This is a genomic window from Stenotrophomonas sp. 8(2023), assembly GCF_030345295.1.
In the GTDB taxonomy this organism is placed as follows: domain Bacteria; phylum Pseudomonadota; class Gammaproteobacteria; order Xanthomonadales; family Xanthomonadaceae; genus Stenotrophomonas; species Stenotrophomonas muris.
On sequence record NZ_CP128404.1, the window covers coordinates 2,611,907 to 2,625,274 of the forward strand.

9 protein-coding genes are annotated in these 13,368 nt (G+C 68.0%); 4 read left to right on the plus strand and 5 right to left on the minus strand.

Going from position 1 to position 13,368, the window contains the following annotated elements; genetic code table 11:
* The first annotated feature begins 62 nt into the window (after positions 1 to 62).
* Positions 63 to 1,835 carry a chloride channel protein gene (locus QP609_RS12285; protein WP_289213784.1) on the plus strand — a complete coding sequence of 591 codons (1,773 nt, stop codon included), beginning with the start codon at positions 63 to 65 and terminating at the stop codon, positions 1,833 to 1,835.
* Between the two features lie 101 nt (positions 1,836 to 1,936).
* A complete protein-coding gene (locus tag QP609_RS12290) occupies positions 1,937 to 2,653 on the plus strand; it encodes an MgtC/SapB family protein (RefSeq protein WP_014647448.1) in 717 nt (238 codons plus the stop codon).
* A 73-nt stretch (positions 2,654 to 2,726) separates the two neighbouring features.
* Here the strand turns inward: QP609_RS12290 and QP609_RS12295 are convergent, their stop codons facing one another.
* Positions 2,727 to 3,134, minus strand: coding sequence for a MerR family transcriptional regulator (locus QP609_RS12295; RefSeq protein ID WP_046431094.1), 408 nt, complete (start codon positions 3,132 to 3,134; stop codon positions 2,727 to 2,729).
* A 63-nt stretch (positions 3,135 to 3,197) separates the two neighbouring features.
* On the opposite strand from QP609_RS12295, the gene QP609_RS12300 reads away from it, so the two are divergent.
* The gene (locus QP609_RS12300; RefSeq protein WP_134809000.1) at positions 3,198 to 4,025 is read left to right on the plus strand and encodes a class I SAM-dependent methyltransferase; all 828 of its coding nucleotides are present in this window, start codon (positions 3,198 to 3,200) and stop codon (positions 4,023 to 4,025) included.
* 80 nt (positions 4,026 to 4,105) lie between these two features.
* Here the strand turns inward: QP609_RS12300 and QP609_RS12305 are convergent, their stop codons facing one another.
* The 4 genes from QP609_RS12305 to QP609_RS12320 form a co-directional block, all read right to left on the minus strand.
* Positions 4,106 to 4,369 (minus strand): hypothetical protein, encoded by a 264-nt coding sequence (locus tag QP609_RS12305; RefSeq protein ID WP_223224455.1) that lies wholly within the window; start codon positions 4,367 to 4,369, stop codon positions 4,106 to 4,108.
* Between the two features lie 148 nt (positions 4,370 to 4,517).
* The gene (locus QP609_RS12310) at positions 4,518 to 5,360 is read right to left on the minus strand and encodes an OmpA family protein (RefSeq protein WP_197621556.1); all 843 of its coding nucleotides are present in this window, start codon (positions 5,358 to 5,360) and stop codon (positions 4,518 to 4,520) included.
* A gap of 61 nt (positions 5,361 to 5,421) precedes the next feature.
* Complete coding sequence (locus tag QP609_RS12315; protein ID WP_197621557.1) at positions 5,422 to 11,202, minus strand: ESPR-type extended signal peptide-containing protein; 5,781 nt, start codon at positions 11,200 to 11,202, stop codon at positions 5,422 to 5,424.
* A 235-nt stretch (positions 11,203 to 11,437) separates the two neighbouring features.
* Positions 11,438 to 12,418, minus strand: coding sequence for a helix-turn-helix transcriptional regulator (locus QP609_RS12320; protein ID WP_032962548.1), 981 nt, complete (start codon positions 12,416 to 12,418; stop codon positions 11,438 to 11,440).
* A gap of 693 nt (positions 12,419 to 13,111) precedes the next feature.
* On the opposite strand from QP609_RS12320, the gene QP609_RS12325 reads away from it, so the two are divergent.
* A complete protein-coding gene (locus tag QP609_RS12325; protein ID WP_005416979.1) occupies positions 13,112 to 13,300 on the plus strand; it encodes a Flp family type IVb pilin in 189 nt (62 codons plus the stop codon).
* The last annotated feature ends 68 nt before the right edge of the window (positions 13,301 to 13,368 follow it).

The window sequence follows — 13,368 nt, forward strand, 5'->3', positions numbered from 1 at the left end:
CGCGGTAACCGCCCGATGCAGTGACGGCGGCGACCACGGTGGCGGCGTATCATGCCGCCACCATGTCACTGCCTGTTTCGCCATCGCGCCTGCATCTGGCCTTCCAGGGCCTGCGCCTGCGCCTGCGCGGCAGCGACCTGTGGTTCATCGCGCTTGCCCTGCTGGTCGGCCTGATCGCCGGCTACCTGACCCTGCTGCAGTCCGGCATCGCACGCTGGCTGCAGGGCACCCTGTACGGGCTGGACGACGGCATGCGCCTGAGCTCCCTGCCCGCGCTGACCTGGACCGCACTGCTGGTGCTGCCGCTGGGTGGCCTGCTGGTCGGCCTGGTCAGCCTGGCCGCGACCCGGCTCAAGCGGCCCCTGCTCGATGCGGTCGAAGCCAATGCCCTGCATGGCGGGCGCATGTCGATGCGCGACAACCTCATCGTGCTGACCCAGACCCTGCTGTCCAATGGCTGCGGCGCCTCGGTCGGGCTGGAGGCTTCGTATACGCAGATGGGAGCGGGCAGCGGCTCGCAGCTGGGCCGGGTGATGCGCCTGCGCCGCAACGACGTGCGCATCCTGGTCGGCGCCGGTGCCGCCGGTGCCATCGCGGCCGCCTTCGGGGCGCCACTGGCCGGCGCGTTCTACGCCTTCGAGATCGTCATCGGCGCCTACACCCCGGCCGCACTGGCGCCGGTGGCGGTGGCCGCGCTGGCAGGTGCATTCGTGGCCGACCAGGCCGGCATCGAGCCCTACCTGCTGCCGGCTGCCTCGACGATTGATGTCCGCGCCGCCGACTATGCCATCTACGGCCTGCTTGGCTGCTGCTGCGCGATGGTCGGCATCGCGGTGATGCGGCTGATCGCCTCGATCGAAGGCACGGTCAAGCGCAGCCCGTTGCCGCTGTGGGGCCGGCCGGTGGTCGGCGGCCTGCTGCTGATCCCGCTGGCACTGGCCAGCCCGCAGGTGCTGTCGTCCGGCCATGGCGCGCTGCACCTGGACCTGACCACGCACCTGCCGCTGATCTGGATCGGCGGCCTGCTGACCCTGAAGTGCCTGGCCTCGGGCATCTCGCTCGGGTTTGGTTTCCGCGGCGGCCTGTTCTTCGCCTCGTTGTTCATGGGCACCCTGGTCGGCGCCCTGTTCGCCGGCCTGCTGGCGATGGCCACTGGTGTGCCGGTGATCGATGCCACGTCCGCCGCGCTGGCTGGCATGGCAGCGTTGGCCGCCGCCGTGGTCGGCGCACCGATGACCATGGCCATGCTGGTGCTGGAAGGCACCCACGACTTCCTGCTGACCAGCGTGGTGATGAGTGCGGTGCTGGTCTCCAGCACGCTGGTACGGCAGTGGTTCGGTTATTCGTTCTCGACCTGGCGCATGCACCTGCGCGGCGAGACCATCAAGAGCGCACGCGACGTGGGCTGGGTGCAGAACCTCAACGCCGGCCGGCTGATGCGCAAGGGCGTGGCTACCGCGCCGGCCGATCTCGATGCCGCCACGTTCCGCCAGCGCTTCCCGCTGGGTTCGGGCAGCCGGGTGATCCTGATCGACAGCGAAGGCCATTACGCAGGCATCGTGCAGATTCCGCGCGTCTACGGCGACGGCGTGAAGCCGGAGACCATGATCGGCGAGCTGGCCGAGAACCGGGACGTGTCACTGTCACCGGCCGCGGACGTGGTCAGCGTGATGCAGCGCTTCGACCAGACCCAGGCCGACGAACTGGCCGTGGTCGGCGCCGACGGCCAGGTCCTGGGCGTGGTCTCTGAAGCCTTCGTCCGCAAGCGCTACGCCGAGGAACTGGACAAGCGCCAGCGCGAACTGATGGGCGAGCGCGTCGACGACACCGACTGACCCCGCAAAAAGGGGACGGAGGGGATTAAGTCGTTTCTGACACTTTCGAAATCCGCGCATGGCGTGGATCTACGGTCACCTCGACCGGGTAGACTCCGGCCATGCGCTTCATTGAGACCTTCCAGGCCGGTCCCTTCGCCGACACCGTGGTCAGCCTGCTGGCCGCCTTCGTGCTGGGCACGCTGATCGGCGCCGAGCGCCAGTACCGGCAACGCACCGCCGGCCTGCGCACCAACGTGCTGGTGGCAGTGGGCGCCGCCGCCTTCGTCGACCTGGGCATGCGCATCGCCGGCAGCGCCGAGGCGGTACGGGTGATCTCCTACGTGGTCTCCGGTGTCGGCTTCCTCGGCGCCGGCGTGATCATGAAGGAAGGCATGAACGTGCGCGGCCTGAACACCGCCGCCACCCTGTGGTGCTCGGCGGCGGTCGGCAGCTGCACCGGCGCGGACATGCTGGCCGAGGGCGTGCTGCTGACCGTGCTGATCATCGCCGGCAACACGCTGCTGCGGCCGCTGGTGAATGCGATCAACCGCATCCCGATCAACGAGGCGGCGACCGAAGCCACCTACGAAGTGCGCCTGAGCGTGGATGCCGAAGCCGTACCGCGGGTGCGCGAGCGACTGGTCGATGCGCTGGAGGCCGCGCAGTATCCGGTGGGCGATGTGCAGGTGGTCGAGCATGCCGACGCGCCTACCGACGTGATCGCGGTCCTGGTCAGTACCGCAGTCAGTGCCGACGAGCTGGATCTGGTGCTGGCACGGATGGAGCACGTGCCGGGGGTGCTGCATGCCACCTGGGAAGTCAGCACCCGCGACTGATTCATCCACGCAGGGCGTGGATCTGCCGAGGTCGTGCTGCAGTGGATTCACGCCATGCGTGGATACGCTTCTCTCACCCACCCGCCATGCGCTGCTGTGCCCGCAGCAGCTTCCGGAACGAGCCGCACTTCCGGGCATCCTCTGCCTGCGGGCAGGCCGCCGCACGTTGCAGGTGCCGGCGTACCCGTTGCAGCTGGATGATCTGCCGCTGCAGCACATCAGCCTGCGCCAGCAGGGCCTCACGATCCAGCGTAAGGCATCCGCGCTGCGGCGGCAGCGATGCGCCGATCTGCTGCAGCGACAGCCCGGCCGCCTGGCCCAGGCCGACCAGTGCCAGCCGCTCCAGCACCTGCTCGTCGTACTGCCGGCGCAGGCCGCGACGGCCCACTGCCTGCAGCAGCCCAAGCTGTTCGTAGTAACGCAGGGTCGAGGCCGGCACGCCACTGCGCTTGACCACTTCGCCGATATCCAGTTCACGCACGGGCTTGACCTCAAGTGACCTTCAAGCGCCAACCTATGGGCGACTTCCCTGCAAGGCAAGACCATGACCCGTACACCCCCCGTTGATCAGAGCGCCCTGTGGAACGGTCCTGGCGGCCAGGTCTGGGTTGCGCAGCAGGCCATTCTCGATGGCCTGTTCCAGCCCATGGCCGACCTGCTGGTGGCCGAACTTCCGGAGACCGTCACGCAACTGCTGGATGTAGGCTGCGGTACCGGTGCCAGCCTGCTGGCATCAGCCGCCGCACGCCCGGCGACACACAGCACCGGCCTGGACATCTCCGCGCCGATGCTGGCGCTGGCCCGCCAGCGCGCCGAGGCTGCGGGACTGGACGCGGACTTCATCGTGGCAGACGCGCAGCGCCATCCTCTGCCGTCCGCGCACTTCGACTGGATCCAGTCGCGGCTGGGCGTGATGTTCTTCGAGGACAGCCAGGCCGCGTTCGCCAACCTGCATCGTGCCGCGACACCCGGCGCTGGGCTGCGCTTCATCGCCTGGCGCAGTGCCGACGAGAATCCATTCATGACCACGGCCGAGCGCGCCATCGGCGATGCACTGGATCTGCCGCCCCGGGTACCCGGCGCGCCGGGACAGTTCGCCTTCGCCGATGGCGGGCGGGCACAGCGGCTTGTGCAGGCCGCCGGTTGGAAGGATGTGGAGGTGGTTGCGGTAGACCTGCCCTGCTCGATCGCCCGCGAAGACCTGCCCACCTATGTCGGCCAGCTGGGCCCGTTGGGGCTGGCCCTGCGCTCAATGCCGGAAGCCCGTGCCGCCGTGCTTCGCCACCAGGCGCTGGCTGCATTCGCGCCGTTCATCGAAGGTGACCGCGTACGCGTGGATGCCGCCTGCTGGCTGGTCCGCGCCCGCGCGTAGGAAAAGGGGACGGAGGGGATTAAGTCGTTCTTGCCCCGCGTGTGCAGGAAACGACTTAATCCCCTCCGTCCCCTTTTTCTTTACAGCGCCTCGCCGGCGTCGGCCAGGCGCGATTCGATCAAGGCGTACCACTGCTGCAGCACGTCGATCAGCATGTCCAGCTCGGCGTCGGTGCGCTGTGCGCGGCCGCTGCGCAGGCAGGCCTGGGCTTCCTGCAGCTGGGCCAGGAACCCTGCCACGGTATCGGCCTGCAGGATCAGGCCGGGCAGGCGCCGGCCCGGGATGCGCACCACGGCATGGTTGCCGAGCTGGCCGTACACGCTGAGCGTAGCTTCCGTCTTCATGGAGAGTGGCAGGAATTGGGCATTCATCGCGTGCACCGTTTGAAGACCTGAGCCGCAGGCAGGCGTGGACGACGGGGGAGACGTTGCCACGCCTGCCGGCGGTCAGGGGGGACTCGGGATGCCGGGGCACAGCCCCGGCGCAGGAGGGTCAACGTGGCTGTGCCATCCCGGCGATCTGCACGCGCCGGTTCGGCGCCAGGCAGGCAATCAGCTCGCGCCGGTTGCGCTGCCCGCACTGCACGATCGGCTCAGCCGCGCCGCGTCCTTCGGCGCTGATGCTGGCCGCAGGCACGCCGCCCTGCACCAGCGCGCTGCGCACGGCCTCGGCGCGGCGCTGCGACAGCGCCTGGTTGTAGCTGGCGCTGCCGATACGGTCGGTATAGCCGGTCACCGTGATCGACTGCACCTGTGCGGCTTCGCGTACCTGCGCCAGGATGCCCTGCACCGCCTGCTGCCCTTCCGCGCTCAGCACCGCGCTGTCGAAGCCGAACAACGCGTCGGCCGACAGCCGCAGCGGCTGTTCCGGCAGTGGTGCCGGTGCCGGTGCCGGCGGGACCGGTGGCCGCGGCGGCTCCAGCACGGCCGCGCAAGATTCCGGCTTCCAGTAACCCGCCTGGGCGATGCCCTTGCTGTCAAAGCGGACCTGGAACTGGCAGGTGAAATACTCCGCACCTTGCGCGGTGCGGAAGTTGAACAGGTAGTTCCACTCGCGCACGCCCCACATGCCTTCATTGAAATGCGGCGTGCCCAGCAGCGTGTACAACTGCCGCTTGCTCATGCCCGGCGCGAAGCGGCGCAGGTCGGCGACGTCCGGATAGATGCCTTCCTTCAACGAGGCCCTGGAGGCCTCCGGGAACTGCACGGCGGTGGCTTCGACGGGACCGTCGGTGGCCGGCGCATGGCTGCGGCAGGCGGCCAGCAGGCCCATCCCCAGGATCAGGCCCAGCGTAGCGGCATGTTGGCCGGCGCGGGCGATGCGATGCTGTTTCATGTCATTCCCCCTGTAGACGTTTCCGCGATGCCGGGCCGCGGGTGCGGCCCGGCGGCGGGGATCACCACTGGATGCCGGCACCGACGGCCACGCCGGCCTCGCCACGGCTGTTGGTCGAACCGCTGAACTTGTAGATCCAGCGCCCGCCTTCGGAGACACCGGAGATGCCCAGCGCCACGCCCGATTCGCCGTTGTAGCTGCCAGCCGCGATCGAGGCCATGCTGCGGCCCGCCTCGCTGGGCTGCGGCAGCGCTGCGGTGGCCATCGCCGAGGCGATACCGGCCGAAGCACGGTTGTCGGTCTTGCGCAGGTCGCGCTCGAAGCCACCCATGCGCTCGTCGGTGTAGGCCTTGGACCAGTCCAGGGTCTGCGCCATGCCCGACTTCAGCTGATCCACGTTGACCGCGTCGGTACCGGCGGTGCCAGCGGCAACGTTGCGCACCGTGGTCGGGCCGCTGCTGGTGCTGCCCAGGGTGACGCTGTTGTAGTTGGTCGCACCGTTCACCGTGGTGTCGTAGCGGATGGTGCCCTGCTGCGACGCCTGCAGCTGGCGCACGTTGACCGCGTCGGTGGCCTGCGAGCCGTCGGCCACGTTGACCACCTGGCGTTCGGCGCCGCTGGCACCCACCGAGACCGTGTTGGCCCGGTTCGCCACCGAACCTGCACCCAATGCCACCGAGTTGTCGGCCTGCGCCTGTGAACCATTGCCGAGCGCGGTCGAGTTGGCACCGGCGGCAGTGGAGCCTGCACCACCGGCGGCGGAGTTGGCGCCGCTGGCGGACGGATCGGCCAGGTTGTTGGTGTTGTTGGCGCGGAAGCTGCCCGCCACGTTGGTGATGTTCTGGATCTTCTGGTCGGTGTACTTCTTCGACTCGTCGATGGCGTAATTCACGCCGTTCTTCAGCTGGCCGACATTGGTTGCGTCGTAGGTGTCCGAGCCGTCGGCAACGTGGGTGATCTTGCGCTCGCTGCCGCTGCTGCCGACCGAGACCTCACCGGCCGAGTTGCTGGCACCGGTCTGGCCGTAGGCGCCGGTATAGCCGCTCTGTGCGCCAACGCTGGCCACCGAACCGGCACCCAGCGCCACGCTGTTGCCGGCACTGCTGCTGGCACCGTTGCCGACCGCCACGCTGTTGGCACCGGCTGCACTGGCCTGCGGGCCGACCGCCACCGCTTCCGCACCGTCCGCGGTGGCTGCGGCCGCCGTCGAGTTCACCGCCAGGTAGGCACTGCCACCGCCACCGTTGGTGATGCGCTGGTTGAGGACCTTCAGCGAGCCATCGACGGCAGTGAAGGCGGCGGTGACGTTGTTGTAATCGCCGCTGGTGAAGGTGCCATCGGTGGCGATGCTGGAAATGCTGAACGTCGGCGCGGTCCACGCGTTGGTGGTGCCGTTGTAGGCAGTGGTGCCGCCGAAGTAGTTGGCGATGGTGCTGTGGGTGCTGAACAGCTGGTCGCCGGTGATGGCGTCGCTGCTGCCGGCCAGGATGCTGCCGGCGGCGACGTTGGTGATCTTCACCGCACCGGTACCGGTGCCCGTCAGCGTCACGCTGTTGAGCACGTTGCCACTGCCGTCGACATCGTATTTCACGGCCAGCTTGTCGATCTCGCCGGTCTGGTCGGCAACGTTGGCCAGCGAGTTGCTGACCGCATCGAAGGCGGTGCCGACGTCGTTGTAGCTGCCCTTGGTCACGGTGCCGTTGGCGGCGACGTTGTTGATCGAGTACGTCGGTGCGGTCAGCACGCCGCTGGCGCTGACCGCAGCACCACCGCCGAGGTGGGTGGCCACGGCCTGGTTGGCGGCGAACAGCTGGGCCCCGTTGATGGCCTCGCTGCTGGTGGCGCTGACCTGGCCCGGGCCGAGATTGCGCAGCGTGGTGGCGGTGCCGGCCTGGCCCAGCGTGGCGCTGGCATAGTTGACGCTGCCATCGGCGTTGAGGTCATAGCGCAGTGCCCCCTGCTCCGAGGCCTGCAGCTGTCCCACGTTGACCGCATCGGTGGCCGCGGTACCGGCCGCCACGTTGATGACCTGACGCTCTGCGCCAGCGGCACCGATGGAAACCGTGTTGGCACGATCGGCAAGGCTTCCCGCACCCACTGCGATGCTGTTGGCTGCCGTCGCCCGCGCATTGGTGCCGACCGCGATCGAATCGGCGCCGCTGGCCACGGCCTCGGTACCGGTCGAGTTCACCCGCAGGTACTTGGTACCGCCGTTGCGGATATCGGTGATCTGCGTGTTGAGGTTGACCAGCGAACCATCCACCGCCGCGAAGGCATCGGTGGCGTTGGTGTACAGGCCCTGGGCGATGGCGCCACCGGTGGAGATCGTGCTGATCTCGAACAGCGGTGCAGTGAAGATGCCGCTGGCAGGATCGAAGGCCGCACGACCACCGAAGAAGCCGGCGATGGCGCTGTTGGTGGCCGCCAGCTGACCGCCGTTGACTGCTTCCAGGCTGCCGGCGGTGACCGCACCGGCGGCGAGGTTGCCGATGGTGGTGGTGCCGGTGCCTGCGCCGAGCGTGACCCGGCGGTAGTTCGGATTGCCGCCGGCGTCCAGATCGTAGGTCACCGCAGCATCCGCCACGCCGTTGATCAGGCTGATCGCGCCCTTCAACTGCGCCACGTTGACCGCGTCGGTGTTGACGCTGCCGGCGGCCACATTGGTGATCTGGCGTTCGCCGCCTCCGGCGGTGCCCACCGACACTTCACCCGCCGAGACCTGCGGTGCGGTGAGGCCGTAGGCACTGTAGCTGGCCTGCGCGCCGCGCAGCGCGGCCGAGCGGTAGCCCAGCGCAACCGAGTTGGCCTGGTTGGAGGTGGATTCGGCACCCAGCAGGGTCTGCCCGTTGGCGGTACCGGCGGCACTGTCGCCGACGATGACCGAGTGGCCCATGCGCGCGGCATAGTCGGCCGTCGGCACGCCGGTGGGATTGCTGGGATCGTTCACGCCATCACCGGGGAAGGCGACGTTGGCATCGACCTTCGGCAGTTCATGGCGTGCGTTGGCGCCGATCACCACTTCCTTCGAGCCGTTGGCGAAGGCGCCATCGCCCATCAGCACCTGGTAGTCCTGCGCGGCGTTGACGGCCCAGCAGGAGATGTCGGCCAGCGCGATGTCCAGGCACTTGGCCGCCCAGGCCGGGGAATCCTTCGGCAGCAGCAGGCCCAGCAGGCCACCCGGATTGCCGTTGTTGATGTTGTAGATGTAGCTGTCGGAAGTGACGCCACCGATCAGGGTCAGGTGCGAGCTGCCGCCCGTGGCCGCGCCGCCCAGACCGTTGAGCGTGCTGCCGACCGGCGACAGGTTCACCACCGGCAGGCCCAGCACATTGACCGTCGAATAGGTCTGCATCACGTTGGCATTGCTGAGCTTGAGATTGCCATTGCTCAGGTAGCCATTGCCGCCGAACAGGCTGGTGGTGGTCGGCCCGATCAGCTGGCCGACATTGCCGACCAGGCCACCGGTGCCGATGATCAGGCCGGCATTCGGGTCGGCCGGCGCCGGTGCCTTCGGGCTGGTCGGCGGGATCGCCGACGGCTGGGTCAGGCCGAGACTGCCGAGCGTGCCACCCACCAGGCCGCCCACGGCGCTGCCCAGGTTGCCGACGGTGCCATTGAGATTGCCGTTGAGCAGGTTGCCCACCGCGCTGCCTACGTTGCCCAGCGTGCTTCCCAGCACGCCGCCCAGGCCTGTGCCGGGGCTACCGGTGGTGCCGTTGAGAATGCCGCCCACTGCACCACCGACCGTGCCGACGGTATTGCTAAGCGTGCCGCCCACCGCGCTGCCAACCTGGCCGACGGTGCCGCTCAGAGCGCCACCCACCGCACTGCCGACGGTACCGTTCAATGCGCCACCGACTGCGCCCACCGTGTTGTTGAGCGTGCCGCCCACTGCACCGCCGACCTGGCCAACCGTGCCGTTCAGTGCGCCACCCACCGCACTGCCGACGGTACCGACAGTGCCGTTCAGAGCGCCACCGACTGCGCCTACCGTGTTGTTGAGCGTGCCGCCCACTGCACCGCCGACCGTACCGACAGTCCCGTTCAGAGCGCCACCCACGGCGCCGCCGACCTGGCCAACGGTGCCGTTCAGAGCTCCGCCCACTGCACCGCCGACGGTACCGACGGTGCCGTTCAGTGCACCGCCGACTGCGCCGCCAACTGTGCCGACCGTGCCGTTCAGAGCACCGCCAACTGCACCACCGACTGCGCCGACCGTGTTGTTGAGCGTACCGCCCACTGCGCTGCCGACTTGGCCAACGGTGCCGTTCAGAGCTCCGCCCACAGCACCACCGACCGCACCGACCGTGTTGTTGAGCGTACCGCCCACTGCGCTGCCGACCTGGCCAACGGTGCCGTTCAGAGCTCCGCCCACAGCACCACCGACCGCACCGACCGTGTTGTTGAGCGCGCCGCTCACGGCGCCGCCAACTGTGCCTGCCGTGCCGTTCAGTGCACCGCCAACTGCACCACCGACCACGCCGACTGTGTTGTTGAGCGTACCGCCCACTGCACCGCCGACCGCACCGACTGTGCCGTTGAGTGCACCGCCCACTGAGCCACCGACTGTTCCGACAGTACCGTTCAGAGCGCCGCCCACTGCGCCACCGACCGTGCCTACCGTGCCGTTCAGTGCACCGCCAACCGCACCACCGACTGCGCCCACCGCGTTGTTGAGCGTGCCACCCACTGCACCGCCGACCGCGCCGACTGTGCCGTTGAGTGCACCGCCCACTGCGCCACCGACTGTTCCGACAGTACCGTTCAGAGCGCCGCCCACTGCACCGCCAACCGTGCCAACGGTGCCGTTCAGCGCACCACCCACCGTGCTACCGACCGCACCCGCGGCACCGTGAAGCGTCCCGCCGACAGCATCCACTGCTCCGCCCACCAGACCGCCGACGCCCAGCGCGCTGTGCTGCGCGGCTACGGTTGCCTGCCCGGCCAGCTTCAGGTTGCGATCGGCGACTACTTCCTGGCCGTCCGGCGCCTGCACGCGCACCTTGCCCGCGGCGCCGGCATCGAACGCGGCACTGATGGCGCGATCATGCGTGTCACCCGGCAGTTCCTCCTTGGCCGGCAGCGTGACCGCCGCCGTCGCCCGGGCCTGGCCCTGCCCCTCGATGTGATGGCCAGCCACCGCCAGATGCGCGTCGGTGTCGCCGTCGACAGAGGCCTTCAGGGACGAACCGCTGAGGCCCGCTGCCGCTTGGGCACCCGAATCGATCGAAGCGACCTGATGGCCAGCGATGCCGACCTTGGCCCTGGCGCGCGCATCGGCAGCCACGCCCAGCGGCGCCTGCGCGCCCGGCGCAACGTGCGCTGCCAGCGATGCATCCACCTGTGCCGCCTTGATCGCAGTGTTGCCCAGGCCGACAGTGGCGCGTACATCGGCCGCCAGCGCCGGCACGGCCACCTGCTTCGGCGTGGTGTTCGCTGCCAGCTTCACCTGCACGGCGGCCGGCAATACGTCACGCACCACCGGCAGCGATGTGGTGTTCAACTGCAGGCCCAGGCGAGCGTCCGCACTGATCGCGGGGCTGCTCTGCGCCTGTCGCGCGGCGGCAGCCAAGGCCACTTCCGCATCGACCTTGACCGGCATCGGCTGCGCATACTTCGCCGCAAGCGCTTGCAGGTCGCGCAGCGACTGATTGGTTTCCGATGCCCCTGCGTGGCCGCTGGCCAGCGCGCACAGCAGTGCCAGGGCCAGCGCGGTGGGCATCAGCAGGAAGGCGCGCGGATCGCGTGCGGCGCCGCCGCCGCTGTCGCCGGTGGCCAGTTCCGAGGCCACAACCAGAGCATTGAGCTGGCGGTTCCATACACGCCGGTAGATGCGGTTCATGAGCATTTCCCCCGTAGGCGAACAACTGGAATGTCAGTGGACTTGCCGTTAGGCAGGTGACTGACATTTCAGCGGTTGCAACGGTGGCGGCGCACTTCAATCCGGCACGGCAATCGCGCATTCCGGCAAATCCACGGCCGGAATCGGCAGCCGTTTATGCAGAAGCGGCAACATGATCGGCAAGCGGATGTGCAATTCCGGCACGAATGCCGCGAAAACCCTTGCGGGGCTTGGCTCAGGCCGGTTGGCCGATCTGCGCGGGCGCGCGCATCAGGGTATCGCGCGGCAGTTCGCCGAATACCTTGCGGTAATTGTCGGCGAAGCGCGAAAGATCCCACAGGCCGCAGCTGAGGGCGATTGCTTTCACCGAGCGACGGCTGGAATCGGCCATCGACAGGCTGCGGCAGGCCGCGCACAGGCGCAGCATGGAGAGATACCGGTTGGGCGAGGTTCCAAACAGGTCCTCGAACGCATAACGCAGGCCGCGCTCGCTGACCCCAGCCGCATCGCAGATTTCGTTCATGTAGATATTGCGGCGCAGGTTGAGCCGCATGAAGTTCTCTGCCCGCTGTGCGATCAGATAATGCGTACGCCGTGCACGGCTGCAACCCGGGCGATCCGCCGCACCGGCACCCAGAAGGGCCTGCACATGCTCGTGCAGCAGGGTTTCAGTTTCTTCCGGCTGCAGGCCTGCACCCTGCCCCAGCTGCAGGTGCAGCTGCTGGTAGTGGCGTGCCAACGGCGTGCCTTCGCTGGCCAGATTGAACAGTGACAGTGCCTGGCCAGCGGGAGGCGTGCTGCGCAGGCTCAGTTCGGTCAGCTTGCGCTGCACCCGTGCCACCGGCAGCAGCATCAGGGTCATGTGCGTGCCTGGGCTCAGGGTGAACTCACTGATGCCTTCCGGCATGATCGTCAACGCCATCCCCGGCGTGAGCGGTACGCCATGGCACCAGCTCAGCGTCTCATCGGTGGCGTGCAGGTACCCGAGCATCGCCCAGTCCGGCGGCAGCATGAAACGGCCGCGGCAGTGGAAACCGCAGCTGATGCTGCAGAACAGGGCTTCCTCGTGCACGCGCGAAGCGAATGCCGCACGTGGCCCATTGCCATCGAGCAGCAGCAGTTCGACATCACAGACACGAAGCACGCCGCTCAGCGTGGCCAGGTCTATCGACCGCAGGCCGCTGTCGCCGCTGTCTCCTACCCCACCATCGACCATGACAGTGTTGTCCCCCGTTGATCCGCCATGCGATGCGGCCCCCACTGCCTGACAGGGCGCGCAGCGATCCAGAAACCACTTCCGTTGTCGTGCAGGCCGCATCGGCTCCGATGCGGCCAACCATGGAAATGCAACAGCTTGAATGCGAGTATGCCCGATAATCGGCGAAGGTAAACCTGCGGGCTGCAATGAAGAAAAAAGATACACAGATGAAGAAAATGTCGGCGCCATTGGCACGGTCCTCGCATGCGCCGGAAAATGGAAATCACATAATCTGCACGACCATGAATCGTTTTGCCTTCGAACGGATTCTCGTCACAGAAACGGCCTGAAAGTTTCAGCATCGCGGGGTTTCTGCCGAATTTGCATATAGGTTCCTGTTGCAGCCAACTTCCATTCAGGCAAAGTCGATAGCACGGTGATCCGGCCAACTGATCCGGCCGCACCCAGGGGGACAGCATGACCACGCACGCATCATTGGATGCCTCGACCACCGGCCCCGGGCCGAGCGGTCGCGACCGTGCGGCTGGCGGCCTGCCTGGAGAAGATCACCCTGCTTGAGCACAGCGGGCCCATCCCGCCGTGCCTCCTCCGCCAGGACGCGCGGAGGCCCACGGACGATCCCGGCGGAGCCGGGCCACCGCCCAACGCAGGTGTACTGCATCCGCAGACAGGTAGAGGGAGACATTGGTCATGAACGCATCGATCCGCAAATTCCTGAAGGAAGAAGACGGTGTCACCGCGCTCGAGTACGGGCTGCTGGCTGCCGTCATCGCTGGTGTCCTGATCGCGGTCGGCAACGACCAGATCAAGGGGTTCTTCGAAACGCTGTTCAAGAACCTCTCCGCACTGGCCACCAAGGCGTCGGGCTCGACGACCTGAGCGGCGACCGCGCGCGGCCGGCAGAGCCGCGACGGTGGGGCGCATGGAACCAGGCGAAGACCGTCCAG

Excerpts from the sequence above, each read along its gene's own strand:
- QP609_RS12285 (WP_289213784.1), top strand. The coding sequence starts at position 63 with ATGTCACTGCCTGTTTCGCCATCGCGCCTGCATCTGGCCTTCCAGGGC.
- QP609_RS12290 (WP_014647448.1), top strand. The coding sequence starts at position 1,937 with ATGCGCTTCATTGAGACCTTCCAGGCCGGTCCCTTCGCCGACACCGTG.
- QP609_RS12300 (WP_134809000.1), top strand. The coding sequence starts at position 3,198 with ATGACCCGTACACCCCCCGTTGATCAGAGCGCCCTGTGGAACGGTCCT.
- QP609_RS12305 (WP_223224455.1), bottom strand. The coding sequence starts at position 4,369 with ATGAAGACGGAAGCTACGCTCAGCGTGTACGGCCAGCTCGGCAACCAT.
- QP609_RS12310 (WP_197621556.1), bottom strand. The coding sequence starts at position 5,360 with ATGAAACAGCATCGCATCGCCCGCGCCGGCCAACATGCCGCTACGCTG.
- QP609_RS12315 (WP_197621557.1), bottom strand. The coding sequence starts at position 11,202 with ATGAACCGCATCTACCGGCGTGTATGGAACCGCCAGCTCAATGCTCTG.
- QP609_RS12320 (WP_032962548.1), bottom strand. The coding sequence starts at position 12,418 with ATGGTCGATGGTGGGGTAGGAGACAGCGGCGACAGCGGCCTGCGGTCG.
- QP609_RS12325 (WP_005416979.1), top strand. The coding sequence starts at position 13,112 with ATGAACGCATCGATCCGCAAATTCCTGAAGGAAGAAGACGGTGTCACC.